The organism is Cryobacterium sp. TMT4-31 (assembly GCF_004403385.1).
In the GTDB taxonomy this organism is placed as follows: domain Bacteria; phylum Actinomycetota; class Actinomycetes; order Actinomycetales; family Microbacteriaceae; genus Cryobacterium; species Cryobacterium zongtaii.
Map to the genome: position 1 here is coordinate 106,219 of NZ_SOGI01000006.1, position 19,735 is coordinate 125,953.

A 19,735-nucleotide genomic window follows, 5' to 3' on the forward strand; every position below is an offset into this window, starting at 1 on the left:
GCGTGCGCCGAAATTCGAACAGCGTAGGTGATCGACCGTAAGTCCCGGTCGAGTGCGTCCGAGCGGGTAGTACCCGTTCGAGCGGTGCGTGACTCCGGCCATGGATTGGGGCAGCGGAGTGGTCGGATCGTGGTAAGGATCGACGCGCAACTTCCTACACTAGCACACGGGCGGGGCCGATCCCGCCCAGGACTACGGCAGGCCGAGCAGCCGGAGCCCGGCCGCCGCTGCCGCACCCACGATCACCACGACGAGGAACGGCGCCTTCAGCCACAGGGCCACGGCGGCGGCCACCAGGGCCCCCAGCCTGGCGTCGAGCACCAGCTGTTGCCCGGTCGCCACCGAGTTGGCGACGGTGAGGGAGGCCAGCAGGCCGATGGTGAGGGTGCCGGCGACCCGGGCCACCCGAGGATTCGCCAGCCACTTCTTCGGCACAAGATAGCCGAGGAGCTTGGTGAGGAACCCGACGACGCAGGCGACGACGATCCAGAACCACAGGGTCACGAGGGGTCCGTCCGGTCGGTCTGCACGGTGTCGGGATACGGGTCGATATCGGGCTCCAGGCCCTCACCGTCGGGTCCGGCCCGGTAGCCGAACCAGCCGACCGCGGCAGCCACCACGGCTGCCACCAGAATCGGCACGCCAGGTGGCACGAACGGTACGGCAAGGATCGTGGCGAGCGCACAGGCCGCAGCGATCGCGCCGGCGTCCCGCGACCGCAGCCGCGGCCAGAGCAGGGCCAAAAACGCGGCCACAGCGGCGCCGTCCAGGCCCCACCGCTTGGGGTCGCCGAGCGCGTCGCCGGCCAGGGAGCCGACCAGGGTGAATAGGTTCCACAGCACGAAGATGCCGACCCCGGCCACCCAGAAACCCCGTCGCTGCTCGAGAGGGTCGGTCTGACCGGTGCTGGTGGCCAGCGACTCGTCGATGGTCACCTGCGCGGCCGCGAGGCGCCACCACCCGCGCGGCTGCAGCAGAACGTTGATCTGCATCCCGTACACCGCGTTGCGGATGCCCAGCAATGCCGCCGCGCTCGCGGCGGCCACCGGCGTGCCGCCGCCGGCGATGACGCCGATGAACGCGAACTGTGAGCCGCCGGAGAACAGCAGCAGGCTCAGCGCCTGGGTCTGCCACACGGTCAGCCCGGACGCGACGGACAGGGCGCCGAACGAGACGCCGTACAGGCCGGTGGCCACGGCGATGGACAGGCCGACCCGGGCTCCGGGGGACTGGCGCAGGGACGTGGACACCGGCCGATTTTAGCCGAAGCGGCGCCCGGCGCGGGTCATTCCCTGGCGGTGGCGGGTGGGCGCAGGGCGAGCCGGGTTTGGGTCTGGCCGGCCCCGGCCTGCTTTTTCAGGCGGTGCAGCAACTCGTTCAGGTGCGTGGTGTCGTTGACCCAGACGTGCAGCAGGTAATCATACGGACCTGTCACATGCGCGGCGTCGCGCACCTCCGGCTCGGCCAGCGCGGCGAGGAGGAAGGAGTCGGAGTCCGCGTCGGCGCGGAGCCGCACGTCGATGAAGGCCTCCAGCCCGAGTGGACCCAGCGGGGCGTCATCGGCCAGCACGGCCCGATATCCCACGATGACCCCGGTCGCTTCGAGTTTCCGCACCCGCGCGGCAGCCGCGTTCGTGCTCAGCCCCACCGCGGCCCCGAGAGCACTGAAAGAAATGCGCCCATCGGTGCGCAGAATGCCGATGATTTCGCCGTCGAGGTCGTCCATGCCGCGATTGTAGCCGTGCCGCCGCGAAAATCTAAGGGCCGGGTCGGCGGCGAGGCAGGATCGTGGGCATGGAGATCGAGCTGGGGCCACTGTTCGTCGGCGGATTGCTGGCCGGGTGGGGCGTGGCCGTGCCGCTCGGCGCCATCGGCGTGCTCCTGATGTGGGAGGCTCTGGCGGGCGGCTTCGGCGCCGGGGCCGTGGCCGCGCTGGCGGTGGCTCTGGTAGACGGACTCTACTGCGTGGCCGCGTTGGCGATCGGTGCGGCCGCCGCACCGGTTTTCGCCTCGTGGGGAGCGGCGCCGGCCGTGGGCGCCGGGCTGATCCTCCTGCTGCTGGGTGGTCTCGGGCTGCGCCGCCGGCCCGCGGCGACCGTGCCGCGCGACAAGCCGCGACCGCCGTCGCCGGGCCGGGTCTTTGCGACGTTCGCCGGGCTCACCGCGATCAACCCGGCGACGCTGCTCTACTTCGGAGCGCTCACGGCGGCGTTGCCGCCGTCCCTCGGCCTGCACCGGACGCCGGCCGTGTTCGTGGCCGGCGCCCTGGTGGCCTCCCTGGCCTGGCAACTGATTCTGGTCGCGGTGGGGGCCTTCGCCGGCGGCCGGATCGGCGTGCGGGGCCAGGCCCTGCTCAGCACCTGCGGGTACGGCGTGGTGATGCTGCTCGGTGCGGCCGCCGTCGTCGCGGCGCTGCTCGGCCTGGTGGCCGGTTAGATGACCTGCCAGGCCGGCTTGTTCGCGTAGGTGTACCGGTAGTAGTCGAGGTTGGCCAGGCGGGAGGCCGCGGCCTCATCGACGAGCACGGTGACGTGCGGGTGCAGCTGGATGACGGAGCCCGGGCTGCTGGAGGTGACCGGACCCTCCACCGCCGCGGCAATGGCCTCGGCCTTCTCCTCGCCGAAAGCCAGCAGGATCAGGTGCCGTGCCCGGCGGATGGTGCCCAGGCCCTGGGTGATGCAGTGGACGGGAACATCGTCAGGGGAGCTGAAGAACCTGGCGTTGTCGATCCGGGTCTTCTCGGTGAGGGTCTTGACCCGGGTCAGCGAGGCGAACGAGGAGCCGGGCTCGTTGAAGCCCACGTGACCGGTGCGGCCGATGCCGAGGATCTGCACGTCGACGCCGCCGGCAGCGCGGATGGCGGCCTCGTACTCGCTGCCCGCGGACTCGAGGGTGGCCAGGTCGCCATTTGGCACCCGGATGTTGCCGGGGGTGAGACCCAGGGGCAGCACAGCGTCACGGGTGATGACGGCCCGGTAGCTCTCCGGGTGTCCGCTGGGCAGGCCCACGTACTCGTCGAGCGCGAAACCGCGCACCCGGCTCACGTCCAGCGGGTCGCTCCGCAGCGACTCGGCGAGGGCACTGTACAGCGACATCGGCGTGGAGCCGGTGGCCAGGCCGAGGACGGCATCCGGTTTCTGGCTGATCAGTGCTCTGATCGATGCGGCGGCGATGATGCCGGCGTTGGTCTCGGATTCGAGGACGACTACTTCAGCCAAGGGATGCTCCAGGTGCGATTTGAAAATGGTGGATGGTGCGAGAAACGATGGTGCCGACCGGTGCCGCGAGCGCTGCTCGCGACACCGGCCGGGCGGGCTAGACCGCGGTCTTCGAGGTGGAGTCGGGGGCTCCCTCCTCCACGATGTCGTCGCCGCGGCCCGGCGTCTTCAGGTTCCAGCGGCGGATGACGAACCGGAACAGGAAGTAATAGAGCGCCGCGTAGGCCAACCCGATGGGGATAAGCAGCAGCGGTTTTTCGGCCAGGCCGAAGTTGAGGATGTAGTCGAACGCGCCGGCACTGAAGGTGAAGCCGTCGCGAATGCCCAGGAAGTTGACCAGGGCGAGCGAGGTGCCCGTAAGCACGGCGTGGATGGCGTAGAGCGGGAAGGCGACGAACATGAACGAGAATTCGAGCGGCTCGGTGACACCAGTGAGCATGGCGGTGAGGGCGCCGGAGAGCATGATGCCACCGACGATCTTCTTCTGCGACTTCTTGGCCTCGTGCCAGATGGCCAGGGCGCCGGCGGGGAGGGCGAACATCATGATCGGGAAGAACCCGGTCATGAAGGAGCCGGCCGTGGGATCGCCGGCGAAGAAGCGGTGCAGGTCGCCGGTGGCGCCGTTGTAATCGCCCAGTACGAACCACATCACGGAGTTGAGGATGTGGTGCAGGCCCACCGGGATGAGCAGCCGGTTGGAGGTGCCGTAGAGGAACCCGCCCCAGACGTCATTCGAGCTGACGAACGAGCCGAAGTTGGTCAGGCCGCCGCTGAACGCCGGGTAGAGGAAGCTGAGCAGGACACCGAGCACCAGGGCCACAACGGCGGTGACGATCGGTACGAACCGGCGTCCGCCGAAGAAGGCCAGATAGCTGGGCAGTTTGATGCGGTGGTATTTCTGCCACAGCACCGCGGAGACGACGCCCATGAGGACACCGGCGAGGACGTTGTAGTCAACCAGCACCTGTTCGGCGCCCTTGGCGGGCAGGCCCATGACGAAGGGCGACATGGCCTTGCCGACGTTCGTGAAAACGAGGTAGCCCACCACGGCGGCCAGGGCTGTTGAGCCATCCGCTTTCTTGGCGTAGCCGATCGCCACACCGAGCGCGAAGAGCAGCGCGAGGTTGTCGAACAGTGCGCCGCCGGCAGCTCCGATCACCGCAGCGCCGGTTTCGAAACCAGGGATAGCGCCCAACAGGTCGGGTTGGCCCAGACGCAGTAACAGGCCGGCGGCGGGCAGGGCTGCGATGGGCAGCATGAGGCTGCGACCGACGCGCTGGAGTTGGGCGAGGCCCGGGACTTTTCGTCCCGTTCCGGCATCAACGGTGGTGCTGGACATGGATTCCTCCTGTGGTGGTGCTCGTGGTGTGTCTTGTGGACGGGTGAATGGTGTGCGGACAGAGGCTGCGGGAAGGCATGCTGGCGCTGCCGATGAGCTCGGCAGGCCACCCGGGTGGGGCGGAGCAGGCTGACTTACAGTTCGTGGTTGAGGTCGAGGGTCATGTGGATCTGGTAGCGGTCGCCCCGGTACCACGAGGTGACGTGTTCAACGGGGGTGGACCCCGCCGACGAGGTACGGAGGAAGACGAGAAGGGGAACGCCCACGTCGATGCCGAGTGGTTCGGCGAGTTCGGCATTCGCGGTCTCGGCCCACGCGGTCTGTTCGGCGTGGTCGATGCGCAGGCCGTACTCGGTGGCGAAGGTGGCGTAGAGCGAACGAGTGAGGTCCTGGCTGCCAAGGTCGGGCAGCAGGCCGGTGGGGTAGTAGCCGCGTTCGAAGGCCATCGGGATGCCGCCGGCGAGCCGAAGGCGCTCGACCTGCTGCACCTGCGCCCCGGCCCTCAGGCCCAGCGCCGCACGCACCTCGAGGGGCGCATCGATCAACCTGGACCCCATCACGACGGTGGCGGGCACGAGGCCGCGCCGGCGCATGTCTTCGGTGAACGAGGCGAGGTGCAGGTCGCTCTGCACGCGCTCGCCGGCGACGAAGGTGCCCTTGCCCTGGATGCGGTACAGCACGCCCTCGTCGACCAGTTGGCGGATCGCCTCCCGCACCGTTGACCGGCTCACGCCGTACTTGGTCATGAGCTTGCGCTCCGGCGGGATCGCGGCATGGGGTGCCAGGGTGGTCTCGACTCGTTCGAGCAGGATGGACCGCAACTGCACGTGCTTGGGCACGGCGCCGTTGGCGAGGACCGGGCCGTCGAGGTGTGTCACGACTTCATCACCTTTCCGGGGTGTTGGCGTTCGGTGAGCGTGCTTTCTGTGATCCAGCTGACAACCAACCGGACCACTTCCGCTTTGTGGTCCGTACTGGTACGGTCCAATTACTCGATAATGGAGGTGCGGCGGTCGGTTTGTCAAGGGCCGGCCCGCACAGGCGTCTCGCAGATGAGAGCCTCCTTGTCGACCGATCCATCCCACAGATCCTTAAACATTTCCGAGGAGTAACTAATGAGTAGCAAGGCAGAGCAGATCCTGGCCGGCCTCGGCGGCGCCGACAACGTCGTCGACATCGAGGCGTGCATCACCCGGCTGCGCACCGAAGTGACCGACCCCACGCTGGTCGACGAACCCGCCCTCAAGGCCGCCGGTGCGCACGGTGTGTTCAGGTCCGGCACCATCGTGCAGGTCATCGTCGGCCCCGAGGCCGAGAACCTCGCCGACGACATCGAGGACCTCAGGTGAGCGTCGCCTCCTTGATCGTGCTCGCGCCGGTTCCCGGCCGGGCCGTCGAGCTCGGCCTGGTGCCCGACCCCACCTTCGCCCAGGCGATCGTCGGGCCCGGCGGGGCGATCGACCCTCCTCGCGAGGTCGTCGACGCGATCGCGCCGATCAGCGGCAAACTGCTCAAGGTGTTCCCGCACGCCTATGTGATCGTGGCGCCCGAGGGCGTCGGGGTGCTCGTGCACCTCGGTATCGACACCGTGCAGCTGAAGGGTGCGGGGTTCACCCTGCGCGCCCAGCAGGGCGACACCGTCACCGCCGGTGACGTGATCGTCAGCTTTGACGTTCCCGCCATCGTCGCGAGCGGCCGCGACCCGATCGTGCCGGTGATCATCCTGGAGCGCCAGGCGGAGAACATCACCCTGGCCGACGCCGTGGCCGCCGGTCTGGAGCTCGCGGCCGGAGACACCTTCCTCACCGTCCGCGGCTGACCCGCAGCTCGCCAATCACAACCCAGGAGACCCGTTCATGACACCGCTCACTTCGCGACCCGCCACTGCAGAGCATGCACCTGTGCTGCCGGGCGATGCCGGACCGGGCACCGAGACGCCGCTGCTTCTCGCCGCCGGCACGGTGATCCTGCCCGACCGGGAGTACTCACCCGGCTGGGTCGAGGTGCGCGGCGGCCTGATCGTCGGCTGCGGAGCCGGCGACCCACCTCGGTCCGCGGATGTCTCGCTGCCGGCCGGGGTGCTCGCGCCGGGCTTCATCGACGCCCACAACCACGGTGGCGGCGGGGTCAGTTTCAACGATGCGGACAGCGCCGTCGTCGCGAGGCGGATCACGCAGACCCACCGCGACCACGGGACCACCACCATGATGGCCAGCCTGGTGACCGCGCCCATCGACGAGATGGAGTGCCTAGTGCGGGCGCTCGCGGAGCTGGTGCACGAGGGGCTGCTGGCCGGCATCCACCTGGAGGGCCCGTGGCTGAGCCCCGCGCACCGGGGCGCGCATGCCGAGCACCTGTTGCTGCTGCCGGACCCGGCGAGCGTCGAGCGGCTGATGGGGGCCGGCGGCGGCGCGGTGCGCATGGTCACCATCGCCCCGGAGCTTGAGGGCGGCCTGGCCGCCGTTGCGCGCATCGTGGAGCACGGCGCCGTGGCCGCCGTCGGCCACACCGACGCGGACTACGACCTCACGCAGGCGGCGATCGCGGCCGGGGCAACCGCGGGCACCCACGTCTTCAACGCCATGCGGCCGCTGCACCACCGCGCGCCGGGCGCCGCTCTGGCGCTGCTCGACGACCCCGCGGTGTTCGCCGAGCTGGTCGCCGACGGGGTGCACCTGCACCCGGCCGTCGTACGCCTGATCACCGAGAGTCCCGCCCGCCCGGTTTTCGTGACGGATGCCATGGCCGCGGCCGGCGCCGCTGACGGCGACTACAAACTGGGCGCCCTGGATGTGCGGGTGGTGGACGGCCAGGCGCGGCTGATGGACGGCACCATCGCCGGCAGTGTCCTCACCCTCAGCCACGCAGTGCAGTACGCCGTGTTCACCGCGGGGGTGCCGTTGCCGCTCGCGATCCGGGCCGCCACCCAGAATCCCGCCGACCTGCTCGCCCTCGTCGACCGCGGCCGCATCCTGCCGGGCCTCCGCGCCGACCTGGTGCTGCTCGACGCCGACTTGCACGTGCACGCGACCCTCCTCGAGGGCGCCTGGGTTTAGGCGCGCGGGACTCGCGGACCGTGCGTCAAGCCCCAGAATTCTCGAGTTTTCGGTGCTTTGCTCACGGCTCGCCGGCGGATGGGTAGGCTCGCGAACGTGAGTGACACCTTGAGAGCGCGGCTGCGGGCCCTGCCCGACTTCCCCGACGACCTGCCCGCATTCGACCCGGCCACCGCCCCGGCCGACCCGGTGGAGCTGTTCCTCAGCTGGTTCGAGGCGGCGCTCGCCGCCGGGGTGCGTCAGCCGCACGCGTTCAGCCTCGCCACCGTCGGGGCCAGCGCCGGCTCCGGGGCCGGGGCGCCGTCGTCGCGGATGCTCATCCTCAAAGACCTCGACGACGACGGATGGCAGTTCGCCACCGCACGCACCTCCCGCAAGGGCCGCGAGCTGGCGGCCAACCCGCAGGCGGCGATGAACTTTTACTGGTCCCAGCTCGGCCGCCAGGTGCGACTGGTCGGCCCGGTCGTCGAGCTCTCTGCCGACTCATCCGCCCGGGACTGGGCCGCACGCCCGGCCGCCGATGCGGCACCGAACCCGGCCTGGCAGCTCTACGCGCTGCGCCCCACCGAGATCGAGTTCTGGCAGGCCAGCGCCGACCGCCGGCACATCCGCCATCGCTACGACCTTCCTGGCTAGCCCGCGAGCGGCGCTCAGGGTTCGCTCAGGGTCGAGTCAGGGTTCGTCCCGATGCCGCGATGCGAAGAGAAGGGCAACACTGGGGATCGACCCCAGCGCGCCCGCGCTCCGACCGTGAAGGACCGTACATGACCGCCCATACGCTCACCTCGAACCACCCTGCGCGCTCGCTCACCGCACCGCCGGCATCCGTGATCGCGTACGCCAGGGGCCTGGTCAAGACCTACGGCACCGGCGAGACCGAGGTGCGCGCCCTGGACGGCATCGACGTGGACTTCGCCCGGGGCGAACTGACCGCGATCATGGGCCCGTCGGGGTCGGGGAAGTCGTCGCTGATGCACTGCATGGCGGGGTTGGACACCGTCACCGCCGGCACCGTGATCGTAGACGAGATGAACGTGGGACGCATGTCGCAGCGGCAGCTGACGGCGCTTCGCCGCACCCGGCTCGGCTTCATCTTCCAATCGTTCAACCTGATTCCCACCCTCACCGCCGCCGAGAACATCACCCTGCCGCTGGACATCGCCCGGCGCCCGGTGGACCGGGCGCATCTCGCCGCGATCGTCGCGGCGGTCGGGCTCGAGGACCGCCTGCACCACCGTCCCAGCGAACTTTCCGGCGGCCAGCAGCAGCGGGTGGCCTGCGCCCGAGCCCTGGTGGCCCGGCCGGCCGTGGTGTTCGCCGACGAGCCCACCGGCAACCTCGACTCGAAATCAGCCGGTGACCTGTTGCGGTTCCTGCGCGGGTCGGTCGACGACCTCGGTCAGACGGTCGTGATGGTGACCCACGACGCCCGGGCGGCGGCCTACGCCCACCGGGTCCTGTTCCTCGCCGACGGCCGACTCGTGCAGGAACTCACCGACCCCACCCAGGCGTCGGTGCTCGACGTCATGCGGTCGATGGGCGACGAGACCGAGACCGAGCACGAGCACGACGGCGCCCGGCGATGACCCGGGTCGCGTTGCGCGGCATCCGCGCCCACCTGGTGCGCTTTCTGTTGTCGCTGCTGGCGGTGACCCTCGGGGTCGCCTTCGTGGCGGGCACCCTGTCGCTTCGCACCATGATGGGCTCCACCTTCTCCGGCATCGTGGCCAGCTCGATGCAGGCGGATGTCTACGTGCGCGGCAGCGAGCCCGCCGCCAGTGCCGCCCAGGCCGGCAGCTCGGCCGGTGACGTGCGCGAGGCCATCCCGGCCGATCTCGCCCGGACCCTCAACACCGTCGACGGTGTGCGGCATGCCCTGCCGGCGGTCTCCGGGCCCATCGTGCTCGTCGGCGCCGACGGCACGGCCGTGGTGAGCTCGCAGGCCCCCACCTTCGGGATGGCTCTCCACCCCGACGACGACACCCTCGACATCGTCGCCGGGCGTTCACCCGTCGGCGCTGGGGAGATCGCGCTGGAATCGGCGACCCTCGAGTCGTCGGGCCTGACCGTTGGCGACGAGACCTCGGTGGTGCTCGCCGGTGAGGTCCAGGCCGTGTCGGTCGTGGGAGAGGTGTCGCTCGGGGCGCCGATGGCCGGCGCCACCATCGTCTTCCTCGACGTCGCCACCTCCAACGCCGCCTATGCGCCCGACGGCCTGGTGGCGAGTATCGACGTCTACGGGGACACCGGGGTGGACGAGCAGATCCTGGTCGAGAGGGTCGGCGCGGCCCTGGCCGCCGCCGATGCGGCCGGCGTCGAGACCGTCACCGGCACCGCTATGCGCACCGAGGCCACGGCAGACATCAACGACATGCTCGGCTTCGTGCAGACGTTCATGCTGGTGTTCGCCGGGATCTCCCTGTTCGTGGGCGCGTTCATCATCTCCAATACCTTCGCGATGTCGGTGCAGCAGCGGATGCGCGAGTTCGCGCTCCTGCGCGCCGTCGGCGCCTCGCCCGGTCAGGTGTTCGCCTCCATCCTCATCCAGGCCGCGGTGGTGGGCCTGGTCGGCTCCGCGCTCGGCATTGCCGCCGGCCTCGGCCTGGTATCGCTCGTGCGGATGGCGGTCGCCCAGATCGGCATGAACCTGTCCGGCAGCATCCCGCTCGACCCCGCCACCGTGGTGATCTCGCTACTGGTGGGCACCCTGGTGAGCATCGCGGCGGCGGCGCTGCCGGCCCGCCGGGCGGCGCTCACCCCTCCGGTGGAGGCCATGCGCGAGGCCGGCGGCGCCAGGTCCAGGTCGCTTCGGCTGCGGTCCATCGTCGGATCCGTTCTCACCGTCGCCGGCCTGGCCGGCCTGGTTGCCGCCTGGTCCAGGCCCGACCCCGACGGTCCGGCACTGCTGGGCCTCGGTGCCGCCGGTGTGGTGGTCGGGGTGCTGGTCCTGGCCCCGGTGATCGCCCGGTATTCGCTGAGCGCTATGGCCGCGGTCTTCGTCGTGGCGGTCAAACCGCTGGGCCGGCTGGCCCGCGGCAACGTGATCCGCAACCCGCGCCGCACCGCGAACACCGCGGGGGCGCTCATGATCGGCATGGCCCTGGTGGGCGCGGCCTCGGTGCTCGCCGCGTCGGCGACGGTCTCGACCCGAGCGATCGTGGACGACGGCTGGATCGCGGACTTCTCGGTGCAGTCTGCCGCAGGGGTGGTGCCGACGGGTGTGGTGGCTGACCTGCGCGCCCTGGACACAGTGGACTCCGTCGACGAGCTGCGCTACGGCCCGGCGATGCTGGCCCCCGCAGCTGGTGGCACCGTTGCCGAGCGGTCCATCATCGTGGTGGCGCTGCCGCCCGCCGCGCTCGGCCACACCCTCGACTTCGACGCCGTCGAGGGCACGCTGGCGGGCTTCGCGGCGGGGCAGCTTGCCGTTCAGCGCAGCGTGGCCGACGACCGCGGGTGGACCGTGGGCGACGACGTGACCTTCACGACGGCGGCCGGCGAGGCATCCGCTCCGATCGGCGCCATTGTCGACACCGCCGTGATCGGCGCGCCGATCATCATGCCCGACGACGCCTTCGAACGCATCGTGCCGTCGTCGCAGATCGCGATCGATTCGTTGCTGATCACCTCGGCCGCGTCCGCCACGCCGACGGAGGTGCGCGACGACCTGACCGGGGCGGCCGCGCCTTACGTCGTGCTCTCGGTGCTCGACAAGGAGGAGTTCGCCGGCCAGCTGGCCGGGCAGGTCGACCAGATCCTCGGCATCCTCTACGCGATGCTGGCGCTGTCGATCATCATCGCGATCCTCGGCATCGTGAACACCCTGGCGCTGTCGGTGATCGAGCGCACCCGGGAGATCGGGCTCATGCGCGCGGTGGGGCTGGGGCGGATGCAACTGGCCGGGATCATCACCATCGAATCGATCCTCACGGCCCTGTTCGGCACCGTCCTGGGCATGGCCGTCGGGGTGGGCATTGCGTCGCTGATGCCCGCGGTGTTCACCGGGATCGGGCTCACCGAGCTCGCCATCCCCTGGGGCCAGCTCGCGTCGATGCTCGGGGTTGCCGCCCTGGTCGGCGTGCTGGCAGCGCTCTGGCCGGCGATCCATGCGGCGCGGTTGCCCGTGCTGCAGGCCGTGTCGGCGGACTGACCGCGTCAGACGCAGGCAAGCCGTGAGCTAAGCCCCAAAAACCTCAGGTTTTTGGGGCTTTTCTCACGGCTCGCCAGAGGGGCGCCGGGGTTACAGCGTGATCAAGCCCGAGGTGGTGTCGCGCGCCTTGGTGAAGCGGGCGGAGACGTTCTCCCAGTCGGTGACGGTCCAGAACGCCTTGACGTAGTCGGCGCGCACGTTCTGGTAGTCGAGGTAGTAGGCGTGCTCCCAGACGTCGAGCATGAGCAACGGGACGATGCCGGCGGGCAGGTTGCCCTGCTGGTCATAGAGCTGCACGATGATGGGCTGCTGACCCAGGGTGTCCCAGGCGAGGATCGACCAGCCGGAGCCCTGAACGCCCATGGCCACGGCGGTGAAGTGAGCCTGGAACTTCTCGAACGAACCGAAGGTGTCGTCGATCGCGGCAGCGAGCTCGCCGGTGGGCTTGTCGCCACCGTCCGGGGACATGTTGGTCCAGAAGATGGAGTGGTTGACGTGGCCGCCGAGGTTGAAGGAAAGGTCCTTCTGAAGCTTGTTGACGAAGGTGAGGTTGCCTGATTCGCGGGCCTCAGCGAGCTGGTCGAGTGCGGCGTTGGCGCCGGTCACATAGGCCTGGTGGTGCTTGCTGTGGTGGAGCTCCATAATGCGCCCGCTGATGGCGGGTTCGAGGGCGGCATAGTCATAGGTCAGCGTGGGAAGCGTATATGCGGTCATTTGTTTACGATATCGTCTCAAGTGCACTTGAGATCAAGGAGAAGGCCCACTGTCAGAGCACTTGTCCAGCAAGGATCTCCTGCCGATCGGGCAGATTGCCGCCCGCGCCGGAGTCCCGGTCTCCACCGTGCGCTACTACGAAACGCTGGGGCTGATCCCCGCGCTGCGCTCCAGCGGCAACGTGCGCCTCTTCCCGCGGCACGTGCTGAGGCGCATCGCCCTCATCCAGGTTTCGGTGCGCTACGGGATCTCGCTGGCCGAGGTCGCCGTGATCCTCAAGGACCTGCCGGACAGCCGCCCACCGAGCCGGGCCGAGTGGGGCACCATTTCCGCCACCTGGGGGGAGCACCTGGCCAGGCAGCAAGCCGTGCTCGAGCGGATGCAGGCCGAACTCACCGGCTGCATCGGCTGCGGTTGCCTGTCGCAAACCCGGTGCGCCGTCGTGAACTCCGATGACCGCCTGCGCACAGACGGTGCCGGCCCACGCCGGGTGCTCGACGCGCCGAAGGCCGCCGGAGCGGAATAATTTCGGCCGTTGTGTGTTGCTTTGGGTAACCGACGGAAGGGAGCCAGGATGAAGGTGCGTAACTCACTGGGTTCGATGAAGAAGATGCAGGGTTCACAGACGGTGCGGCGCCATGGGCGCACATTCGTCATCAACAAGTTGAACCCCCGATTCAAGGCTCGCCAGGGTTAGTCCCGTCGACTGCGGTGCGCGGGTCCGGCCGATCCGTGCAACCGCTCGAGTGGCGAGTTGGCATTTCCAGCCCATGACGAATGACCCCGGCAGCGCCGGGGTCATTCTGCGTATCCGGCCGGCGCGAGGCTGACCGGCGCCGGTTGCCTAGAGCAGGGTCATCACGTCGCGGGCCGCCGTCATCAGCAGCGGAGCATAGGACTCGAGCGTCTCCCTGGCTACCAGGGGGGCGATGGTCGTGATGCCGATGCCGCCGATGAGGTGCTGCTGGGTGTCGAACACCGGCACCGCCATGCAGCGGATGTGCTCCTCGTTTTCCTGGTCGTCGATGGAGAAGCCGCGGTTGCGCACCAGCGCACCGTCGGCGAGCAGGTCGGCGACGGTTGTGATGGTGAACGCGGTGCGGGAGTGCAACCCGGTGCGGGTCGCGTAATTGCGCACCTCGCTCTCGGGGAGGTGGGCCAGGATCGACTTGCCGATCGCCGTCGAATGCAGCGGAATCTGGCCGCCGACCCGCGAAGCGATCTGGATCGGCTGGGCGGTGTCCTCGATCTTCTCCACGTAGGTGGCGAAGTCCCCGGTGCGCAGCGCGAAGTGGATGGTGCTGCGCACGTCGGTCTGCAGCTGCCGGAGCCTGGCTCCCACCAGGTCGGAGTCGTTGGGGCCGGCGGTGAGCTTGAGCGCGAGGAGGCGCAGCGAGCGACCGGGCGCGTAGCTGCCGTCGGGGCGACGGGTGACGTACCCGCTGTCGATCAGCTCGCTCAGCAAGCGGAAGACGCTGGTCTTGGCCAGGCCGGTTTCCTTCACCAGGTCGCTGAGCCGGTGGGAGTCACCCGGGTTGGACACGGCCTCAAGCACCCGCAGGAGCTTCTGTGCCGCATTGTCCTTGGCCCGGTTGCCCAGCCCGTCGAGCTCAGGCGCGGTCGTGGCCTCGATCTCGTTCGCCACCGTCATGTGTCCCACCTCTGTTCTGAAGTTCTGCCCTGCGGACCATTTAACCACGGTTGCGGAATCTCGGTGGCATCCCGCCGCGCTCCGAGCCGGATTCGATGCCGTCAGACCCTTGACAACGCGACAAACGCCTGCTTCAGACGCGTCGTTCCGGTCTGACGTCGATTCCTCGGCCGCCCAAGTTGCGAAAAGGAATCGCACGGGGTTATGTTGAGTTCACGTGACGGACTCATGTTCCATCACGCGGAACAGATTCAGAATAGATCTGGCTGATTCTCACAGTGGAGGAACTCATGCAGGGAACTGCGCACGAACCTGGGTCGGCAAGCGAGAGTGCTCTCCCGCTGCCGAGCGGCATCCGAATGGTGACAGGGGCAGGCTCGTTGCCGGCCGTTGAAGTCGCTCTTCCTGCGGCCACCGCGCTGGTCTACCTGCACGGCGCACACGTCGCCCAGTGGACCCCCACCGGCCAGAAACCGGTGCTGTGGATGAGTGAACACAGCGCATACTCGTCCTCCGCTGCCCTTCGCGGCGGCATTCCGGTGTGCTTCCCCTGGTTCGGCCCGAATCCCACCGACGCCACGGCACCCAACCACGGTTGGGCACGCATTTCGCCCTGGACCCTCACCGCTGCAGCCATCGTCGGCCCCGATGCCGTGCTCACCTTCGACCTGGTCGGTACTCAGCCCGATGAGGACGGCACTGCCCAGCCGGTGTCGATGCGATACACCGTTACCATCGGCGCCCAGCTCACCCTCGAGCTCGTGGTTCTCAACGAGGGAACCGCCACGGTTTCGGTGGAGACCGCACTCCACACCTATTTCGCCGTCGGCGACGCCCGCACGACTCAGCTCCTCGGGCTCACTGACCTGCCCTACCTCGACCGCAGCGTCACCCCGGCCGTCACGTCGAGTTCGGCCCTGCCCGTCTCCATCGTCGGCGCCGAGATCGACCGGATCTACCCGATGCCCCGCACCGTCACCATCGACGACGTCACCAATGCACGCACAATAACGGTCGGCGACACCGATGCCGCCCAGACCGTCGTCTGGAACCCCGGCACCGTCAAGGCCGCCGCGATGGGCGACTACGGCGACGACGAATGGACCGAGACCGTCTGCGTCGAGGCCTGCAACGTGCGCGACCAGGCCGCCATCCTCGCCCCGGGCCAGAGCACCAGCATGAGCGTCGGCATCGCTGTCGCACCCCACCCGCAACACACCGAACAGCACCACGAAGGACAGCTCGTCATGGAACGACTCACCAGCGCCATCCACCCGGTTCAGACCCTGCCCACCCGCGCCATCCAGTTCGGCGAGGGCAACTTCCTGCGCGGATTCGTGGACTGGCAGCTCCAGCAGATGAACAAGCAGGGGCTGTTCAACGGTGGCGTCAAGATCGTGCAGCCCCTGGCCGGCGGCCTCGTCGCCATGCTCGACGAGCAGGACGGCCTGTACACGGTGCTGCTGGAAGGCAAGCAGGACGGCGAAGAAGTGCAGTCCCACGAGGTGATCACTCTGGTCAACGGCACCGTCAACCCGTACACCGACTACGAGGCCTACCTCGCCCTCGCCGAAGACGACGACATCGAGTTCATCTTCTCCAACACCACCGAGTCCGGCATTGTCTACAACGCAGAAGACAAGCTGGCCGACACGCCCCACGCCAGCTTCCCCGGCAAGCTCACCGCGCTCTTGTTCCGCCGGTTCGAGCTCGGCAAGAAGGGCTTTCAGCTGATTCCGTGCGAGCTCATCGAGCGCAACGGCGACAAACTCAAGGAAACTGTTCTCGCAACCGCCGCGAACTGGGGCCTCAGCGCCGACTTCATTCAGTGGGTCAACACCGACAACACCTTCTACTCCAGCCTGGTCGACCGGATCGTCCCCGGCTACCCCAAGGACCGCGCCGAGGAACTCTGCGCCGAGTTCGGCTTCGAAGACCGCCTCATCGTCAAGGCCGAACCGTTCCTGCTCTGGGTCATCGAGGGCCCGCAGTCACTCACCGAGAGCCTGCCGCTGGCCCGGGCCGGCCTCAACGTAACCGTGACCGACGACATGACCCCGTACCGCGAACGCAAGGTGTTCCTGCTCAACGCCCCGCACACCACGATGGCCTCCCTCGCCCGCCTCGCCGGCGTTGAGACCGTGCGCGACGTGATGCTCGATGCCGACTTCGGCCCGCTCGTCGAAGCGGTGATGTACGAGGAGATCATGCCCGTGCTCGACCTACCGCACGACGAACTCGCGGCGTACGCCGAGTCGGTGAAGGAGCGCTTCGAGAACCCGTTCATGCACCACGAGCTCTCCGCAATCGCCCTGAACAGCGCCTCCAAGTTCAAGAGCCGCCTGCTGCCGGTCCTCACCGGCTTCCACACCAAGAACGGCACCTTCCCGCCCCGAGTCACGCTCGCGCTTTCCGCCATCCTGCTCGCCTACAGCGGCGACCCAGCCGTCACGATCACCCCGGTCGACAGCGCTGAGACCATCGCGGCCTTCCACGCCGCCTACGCCACGGATGCTTACGTCGCTACGATCCTGGCCGACACCACCCTGTGGGGCACCGACCTCACCGAGCTCGACGGCCTCGTCGACCAGGTCGCTGCCGGCCTCGACGCCCTGCGCGACCGCGGCGTGCGCGCCACCATCGCCGACCTCGCCGTCCGCGCCTAACCCCCGACCGACCCCAGACAAAGGACCGCAGATCATGCTCCTCAACGACGACTTCCTGCTCGGCACCGACATGGCGAAGAAGCTGTTTCACAATCACGCCAAGCACATGCCGATCATCGATTTCCACTGCCATCTGAACCCCCAGGAGATCTACGAAGACCAGAACTTCGCCAGCATCACCGAGGTGTGGTTGAAAGGCGACCATTACAAATGGCGCCTGATGCGTGCCAACGGCGTCCCGGAGAACCTCATCACCGGCGACGGCGACGACTTCGACAAGTTCTACGCGTGGGCCGGTACCGTCGAAAAGGCTCTCGGCAACCCGCTCTACGTGTGGACCCACCTCGAACTCAAGCGCTTTTTCAACATCGACCTGGTCCTTAGCCGCGAAACCGCCCGCGAGGTCTACGACCGCGCCAACGCCCTGCTGGCCACGGCCGGGTTCTCCCGCCGCAGCCTGATCCGGTCCAGCAACGTCACGACCATCTGCACCACGGATGACCCCGCAGACGACCTGCACTTCCACGAACTGCTCCAGAGCGAGACGGCCTTCACCGTTGTCCCCGCGTTCCGCCCGGACAAGGCCATGAACATCCACGCCGCCGGTTACGCGGACTACCTGGTCACCCTCGGCACGGCCGCCGGGGTCAAGATCGGCTCCTTCGCCGACATCGTCGACGCCCTGTCGGCCCGGGTCGACTTCTTCCACTCCATGGGCGCCCGGCTCTCCGACCACGCCCTGGACACCGTCGTATATGCGGAGTCGACCGAAGCCGAGCTCGACGTCATCGTCACGACGGCCATGACCGGCGGCACGCTCACCGACCTCGGCATCGCCCAGTACCGCACCGCGGTGCTCAAGGCGCTGATGCGCATGTACCACCGCAAGAACTGGACCATGCAGCTGCACCTGCACGCCCTGCGCAACACCAACACCGTGATGCTGGGCAAGCTCGGCCCGGACACCGGCTACGACGGCCTCAACGACCGCAGCGTCGCCGAGCCGCTCGCCGCGTTGTTCGACTCGATGGAACTCGAAGACGCCATCCCGCGCACGATGCTCTACTCCCTCAACCCCAACGACTACATGCCGCTCGTCACCCTGATGGGCGCCTACCAGAAGGACACCGTTCAGAAGATGCAGCTGGGCAGCGCCTGGTGGCACAACGACACCCGCAACGGCATGCGGCTGCAGCTGTCCACCTTCGCCGACGAGAGCCTGCTCTCCAACTTCGTCGGCATGCTCACCGACTCCCGCAGCTTTCTGTCCTACCCGCGGCACGAGTACTTCCGCCGCATCCTCTGCGAGCTGATTGGCGAATGGGTCGAACTCGGCGAGGTCCCCGACGACGAGGCCATCCTCGGCCGGATGGTCGAAGACATCTGCTTCAACAACGCGAACAACTACTTCGGTCTGTAACCAGGCCACTGCCCGATATCCGTTCAAATCGAAAGTGTGTATGTGAGTCATGGCAATTCAAACTGGTATTGAAGCTGGGGAATCAGCCCCAGCTGCTCCTCAGCCCGGGACCGCGACCATCGAGCGCATCTCCACCAAGGAGAAGGTCTCTTATGGGTTCGGCGACTTCGGCAACGGCTTCATGTTCGACCTGGGTCAGTCGTACCTGACCAAGTTCTGGATCGACACCGCCGGCATTGCCGCGGGCGTCGTGGCCCTCATCTTCTCGCTCGCCAAGATCTTCGACGCGTTCATGGACCCGATCGCGGCGGCCTACATCGACAGCCGCAAGTTCGGCAAGCGCGGCAAGTTCCGCCCGGTGATGATGGTCTCCTCGATCCTCCTCGGCGTGATGACCGTGGTCACCTTCACGATGCCCGACGTCAGCATGGGCTGGAAGATCGCCTACGCGGCCGGCACCTACGCCATCTGGGGCCTCATCTACTCCTTCACCAACGACCCGTACGGGTCGCTGGCCTCGGTGATGACCCGCAACATCAAGGACCGCGCCCAGCTGGCCACCACCCGCCAGGCCGGTTCGCTCGGTGCTCAGTGGATCTGCGGCTTCGCGTTCATCCCGATCATGATGGTGTTCGGCGGCATGACCGGCGCCAACTACATGTGGGCCTCCGCGGTGTTCGCCCTCATCGGCATCATCTCCTTCTACATCTGCTACCGCGGCACCAAGGAACGCGTCTACGTCAACCGCGCCGTGGGCTTCGAGCAGAACGGCATGAAGGACTACGCCAAGGCGATCTTCACCAACCGGCCGCTGCTCGGCCTGGTGCTGATGACCCTGTTCACGATCTCCGCCATGAACGTGAACAACATGATGATGATCTTCTTCGCCGAATACAACCTCGGCAACATCGCCCTGCAACCGGTGCTGAACCTGGTCATGATCGGCGCCTCCATCGTGGGCATCATGTTCGTGCCCCGTCTGGTCGGCCGATTCGGCAAGAAGCGCACCGCCATGGGCGGATTCATCATCGGTGTGATCGCCAACGGCCTGAACTTCATGATCCCCACCAACCTGTGGACCTTCATGCTGCTGGTGACCATCGGCTACATGGCCCTGGCCATCCCGAACGCCGTCACCTGGGCTTTCGTCTCCGACACCATCGACTACGGCGAATGGCACACCGGAGTGCGCAAGGAGACCATGACCTACGCGGCCTTCAACTTCTCCCGCAAGATCGCCCAGTCCATTGCCGCCCTCGTGGGCGCCGGGATGCTCGCCGTCACCGGCTACATCGCCCAGGGCGCCAGCCAGTCGGAGGAAACCCTCTTCGGTATCAAGGCCGTGATGACCCTCTACCCGGCCGTCGCCCTCGCCCTGGCCGCCGTGATCGTCTACTTCCTCTACAACCTGTCCGACGACAAGTACACCGCCATCGCCCACGACCTCGAAGCAGGCCGCTGGGAAAAGGGAATCATCGGCCAGGCGTAAGCCCGACCGTCTCGCTTATCTAAGGACTCATT

At 67.9% G+C, this 19,735-nt stretch carries 20 protein-coding genes; 12 read left to right on the forward strand and 8 right to left on the reverse strand.

Annotated elements, in window-relative coordinates; genetic code table 11:
* Nucleotides 1–192: 192 nt before the first annotated feature.
* Genes E3T19_RS00915 through E3T19_RS00925 form a run of 3 tightly spaced genes read right to left on the reverse strand, consistent with a single transcriptional unit; the run spans nucleotide 193 to nucleotide 1,726 of the window.
* Entirely contained in the window at nucleotides 193–504 is a 312-nt protein-coding gene (locus tag E3T19_RS00915) for an AzlD domain-containing protein (protein ID WP_088457293.1), read from the reverse strand.
* A complete protein-coding gene (locus E3T19_RS00920) occupies nucleotides 501–1,250 on the reverse strand; it encodes an AzlC family ABC transporter permease (protein ID WP_103478451.1) in 750 nt (249 codons plus the stop codon). Before E3T19_RS00920 ends, E3T19_RS00915 begins: the two co-directional genes overlap by 4 nt.
* A gap of 35 nt (nucleotides 1,251–1,285) precedes the next feature.
* On the reverse strand, nucleotides 1,286–1,726 hold the full coding sequence (locus E3T19_RS00925) for an Lrp/AsnC family transcriptional regulator (RefSeq protein WP_134407842.1): 441 nt from the start codon (nucleotides 1,724–1,726) through the stop codon (nucleotides 1,286–1,288).
* Between the two features lie 68 nt (nucleotides 1,727–1,794).
* Between E3T19_RS00925 and E3T19_RS00930 the strand changes: the two genes are divergently transcribed.
* Entirely contained in the window at nucleotides 1,795–2,436 is a 642-nt protein-coding gene (locus tag E3T19_RS00930; RefSeq protein WP_134407843.1) for a hypothetical protein, read from the forward strand.
* Here E3T19_RS00930 and E3T19_RS00935 read toward each other — a convergent pair.
* The 3 genes from E3T19_RS00935 to E3T19_RS00945 form a co-directional block, all read right to left on the reverse strand.
* Nucleotides 2,433–3,218 (reverse strand): glucosamine-6-phosphate deaminase, encoded by a 786-nt coding sequence (locus E3T19_RS00935; protein WP_088457289.1) that lies wholly within the window; start codon nucleotides 3,216–3,218, stop codon nucleotides 2,433–2,435. The two genes, E3T19_RS00930 and E3T19_RS00935, sit on opposite strands and share 4 nt — an antisense overlap.
* A gap of 97 nt (nucleotides 3,219–3,315) precedes the next feature.
* Entirely contained in the window at nucleotides 3,316–4,557 is a 1,242-nt protein-coding gene (locus E3T19_RS00940) for a PTS transporter subunit EIIC (protein WP_088457288.1), read from the reverse strand.
* Between the two features lie 134 nt (nucleotides 4,558–4,691).
* Nucleotides 4,692–5,435 carry a GntR family transcriptional regulator gene (locus E3T19_RS00945; RefSeq protein WP_088457287.1) on the reverse strand — a complete coding sequence of 248 codons (744 nt, stop codon included), beginning with the start codon at nucleotides 5,433–5,435 and terminating at the stop codon, nucleotides 4,692–4,694.
* A gap of 237 nt (nucleotides 5,436–5,672) precedes the next feature.
* Between E3T19_RS00945 and E3T19_RS00950 the strand changes: the two genes are divergently transcribed.
* The 6 genes from E3T19_RS00950 to E3T19_RS00975 all read left to right on the forward strand — a co-directional run bounded on the left by E3T19_RS00950 (nucleotide 5,673) and on the right by E3T19_RS00975 (nucleotide 11,763).
* Entirely contained in the window at nucleotides 5,673–5,906 is a 234-nt protein-coding gene (locus E3T19_RS00950; protein ID WP_088457286.1) for a glucose PTS transporter subunit EIIB, read from the forward strand.
* A complete protein-coding gene (locus E3T19_RS00955; RefSeq protein ID WP_088457285.1) occupies nucleotides 5,903–6,376 on the forward strand; it encodes a PTS glucose transporter subunit IIA in 474 nt (157 codons plus the stop codon). The genes E3T19_RS00950 and E3T19_RS00955 overlap by 4 nt, the downstream gene beginning before the upstream one ends.
* A 37-nt stretch (nucleotides 6,377–6,413) precedes the next feature.
* A complete protein-coding gene (gene nagA / locus E3T19_RS00960; RefSeq protein WP_134407844.1) occupies nucleotides 6,414–7,613 on the forward strand; it encodes an N-acetylglucosamine-6-phosphate deacetylase in 1,200 nt (399 codons plus the stop codon).
* A 96-nt stretch (nucleotides 7,614–7,709) separates the two neighbouring features.
* The gene (locus E3T19_RS00965; protein WP_088458120.1) at nucleotides 7,710–8,249 is read left to right on the forward strand and encodes a pyridoxamine 5'-phosphate oxidase family protein; all 540 of its coding nucleotides are present in this window, start codon (nucleotides 7,710–7,712) and stop codon (nucleotides 8,247–8,249) included.
* Nucleotides 8,250–8,377: 128 nt separating this feature from the next.
* On the forward strand, nucleotides 8,378–9,199 hold the full coding sequence (locus E3T19_RS00970) for an ABC transporter ATP-binding protein (RefSeq protein ID WP_088457283.1): 822 nt from the start codon (nucleotides 8,378–8,380) through the stop codon (nucleotides 9,197–9,199).
* The gene (locus tag E3T19_RS00975; RefSeq protein ID WP_134407845.1) at nucleotides 9,196–11,763 is read left to right on the forward strand and encodes an ABC transporter permease; all 2,568 of its coding nucleotides are present in this window, start codon (nucleotides 9,196–9,198) and stop codon (nucleotides 11,761–11,763) included. Before E3T19_RS00970 ends, E3T19_RS00975 begins: the two co-directional genes overlap by 4 nt.
* A 90-nt stretch (nucleotides 11,764–11,853) precedes the next feature.
* Here E3T19_RS00975 and E3T19_RS00980 read toward each other — a convergent pair whose 3' ends face one another.
* On the reverse strand, nucleotides 11,854–12,477 hold the full coding sequence (locus tag E3T19_RS00980) for a superoxide dismutase (RefSeq protein ID WP_088457281.1): 624 nt from the start codon (nucleotides 12,475–12,477) through the stop codon (nucleotides 11,854–11,856).
* Between the two features lie 61 nt (nucleotides 12,478–12,538).
* Between E3T19_RS00980 and soxR the strand changes: the two genes are divergently transcribed.
* Nucleotides 12,539–13,003 (forward strand): redox-sensitive transcriptional activator SoxR, encoded by a 465-nt coding sequence (gene soxR / locus E3T19_RS00985; protein ID WP_134407846.1) that lies wholly within the window; start codon nucleotides 12,539–12,541, stop codon nucleotides 13,001–13,003.
* Nucleotides 13,004–13,051: 48 nt separating this feature from the next.
* The gene (locus tag E3T19_RS00990) at nucleotides 13,052–13,174 is read left to right on the forward strand and encodes a ribosomal protein bL36 (RefSeq protein WP_088457279.1); all 123 of its coding nucleotides are present in this window, start codon (nucleotides 13,052–13,054) and stop codon (nucleotides 13,172–13,174) included.
* A gap of 147 nt (nucleotides 13,175–13,321) precedes the next feature.
* Here the strand turns inward: E3T19_RS00990 and E3T19_RS00995 are convergent, their stop codons facing one another.
* Nucleotides 13,322–14,128, reverse strand: a complete 807-nt coding sequence (locus E3T19_RS00995; protein WP_088457278.1) for an IclR family transcriptional regulator — start codon at nucleotides 14,126–14,128, stop codon at nucleotides 13,322–13,324.
* A gap of 359 nt (nucleotides 14,129–14,487) precedes the next feature.
* On the opposite strand from E3T19_RS00995, the gene E3T19_RS01000 reads away from it, so the two are divergent.
* The 3 genes from E3T19_RS01000 to E3T19_RS01010 are packed head-to-tail and all read left to right on the forward strand — an operon-like array spanning nucleotide 14,488 to nucleotide 19,703.
* Nucleotides 14,488–16,794, forward strand: coding sequence for a tagaturonate reductase (locus E3T19_RS01000; protein WP_166788757.1), 2,307 nt, complete (start codon nucleotides 14,488–14,490; stop codon nucleotides 16,792–16,794).
* 34 nt (nucleotides 16,795–16,828) lie between these two features.
* Entirely contained in the window at nucleotides 16,829–18,214 is a 1,386-nt protein-coding gene (gene uxaC, locus E3T19_RS01005) for a glucuronate isomerase (RefSeq protein WP_088457276.1), read from the forward strand.
* Between the two features lie 49 nt (nucleotides 18,215–18,263).
* Nucleotides 18,264–19,703 carry a glycoside-pentoside-hexuronide (GPH):cation symporter gene (locus tag E3T19_RS01010; protein WP_088457275.1) on the forward strand — a complete coding sequence of 480 codons (1,440 nt, stop codon included), beginning with the start codon at nucleotides 18,264–18,266 and terminating at the stop codon, nucleotides 19,701–19,703.
* Nucleotides 19,704–19,735 lie beyond the last annotated feature (32 nt).

Bases quoted from the DNA above. Each gene is read 5' to 3' on its own strand.
- E3T19_RS00925 (WP_134407842.1), bottom strand. From the start codon at position 1,726: ATGGACGACCTCGACGGCGAAATCATCGGCATTCTGCGCACCGATGGG.
- E3T19_RS00930 (WP_134407843.1), top strand. From the start codon at position 1,795: ATGGAGATCGAGCTGGGGCCACTGTTCGTCGGCGGATTGCTGGCCGGG.
- E3T19_RS00940 (WP_088457288.1), bottom strand. From the start codon at position 4,557: ATGTCCAGCACCACCGTTGATGCCGGAACGGGACGAAAAGTCCCGGGC.
- E3T19_RS00950 (WP_088457286.1), top strand. From the start codon at position 5,673: ATGAGTAGCAAGGCAGAGCAGATCCTGGCCGGCCTCGGCGGCGCCGAC.
- nagA (WP_134407844.1), top strand. From the start codon at position 6,414: ATGACACCGCTCACTTCGCGACCCGCCACTGCAGAGCATGCACCTGTG.
- E3T19_RS00970 (WP_088457283.1), top strand. From the start codon at position 8,378: ATGACCGCCCATACGCTCACCTCGAACCACCCTGCGCGCTCGCTCACC.
- E3T19_RS00975 (WP_134407845.1), top strand. From the start codon at position 9,196: ATGACCCGGGTCGCGTTGCGCGGCATCCGCGCCCACCTGGTGCGCTTT.
- E3T19_RS00980 (WP_088457281.1), bottom strand. From the start codon at position 12,477: ATGACCGCATATACGCTTCCCACGCTGACCTATGACTATGCCGCCCTC.
- E3T19_RS00990 (WP_088457279.1), top strand. From the start codon at position 13,052: ATGAAGGTGCGTAACTCACTGGGTTCGATGAAGAAGATGCAGGGTTCA.
- E3T19_RS00995 (WP_088457278.1), bottom strand. From the start codon at position 14,128: ATGACGGTGGCGAACGAGATCGAGGCCACGACCGCGCCTGAGCTCGAC.
- E3T19_RS01000 (WP_166788757.1), top strand. From the start codon at position 14,488: ATGGTGACAGGGGCAGGCTCGTTGCCGGCCGTTGAAGTCGCTCTTCCT.
- uxaC (WP_088457276.1), top strand. From the start codon at position 16,829: ATGCTCCTCAACGACGACTTCCTGCTCGGCACCGACATGGCGAAGAAG.
- E3T19_RS01010 (WP_088457275.1), top strand. From the start codon at position 18,264: ATGGCAATTCAAACTGGTATTGAAGCTGGGGAATCAGCCCCAGCTGCT.